The organism is Barnesiella sp. ET7 (assembly GCF_024733785.1).
Classification (GTDB): domain Bacteria; phylum Bacteroidota; class Bacteroidia; order Bacteroidales; family Barnesiellaceae; genus Barnesiella; species Barnesiella merdigallinarum.
This window is the reverse complement of record NZ_JANRHM010000075.1, coordinates 1-515: the sequence shown is the minus strand read 5'-3', so window position 1 is coordinate 515 and position 515 is coordinate 1. Positions and strand designations below refer to the sequence as shown.

1 protein-coding gene is annotated in these 515 nt (G+C 53.0%); it reads right to left on the bottom strand.

Annotated features, from left to right (window positions below; translation table 11 throughout):
- Positions 1 to 145: 145 nt before the first annotated feature.
- Positions 146 to 349 (bottom strand): hypothetical protein, encoded by a 204-nt coding sequence (locus tag NW211_RS13990; RefSeq protein WP_258328290.1) that lies wholly within the window; start codon positions 347 to 349, stop codon positions 146 to 148.
- Positions 350 to 515 lie beyond the last annotated feature (166 nt).

Below are 515 nucleotides of genomic sequence, written 5' to 3'. Positions count from 1 at the left end.
CACCCCCGATGCGCCCACTCGGTCATCCCGCGCTCCGACGCGGGATCCAGAGAATATCGGCAAAGGTCATCCCGTACCTTTGGTAAACTTATACCGCACTTTTTTATAATCACCTTTTTAGTTTGCTCAATCGCCTCCGATGCGGTCATTTAGTCATCCCGCACTTGATGCGGGATCCAGAAATACCGGCCTTGGTCAGCCGCACTTTTGGTAAACACATCCCGCACTTTTTTATAATCACCTTTTTAGTTTGCTCAATCGCCCCCGATGCGGTCACCCAGTCATCCCGCACTTGATGCGGAATCCAGGGAATACCCGCCTTGGTCTGCCGCACCTTTGGTAAACTCATCCCGCGCCTTTTTATAATCTCCTTTTTAGTTTGCTCAATCGCCCCCGATGCGGTCACCCAGTCATCCCGCACTTGATGCGGAATCCAGGGAATACCCGCCTTTTGTCATCCCGCACTTGATACGGGGTGACACGGTTCTCGACGCGGCATCCAGGATATACCCGCT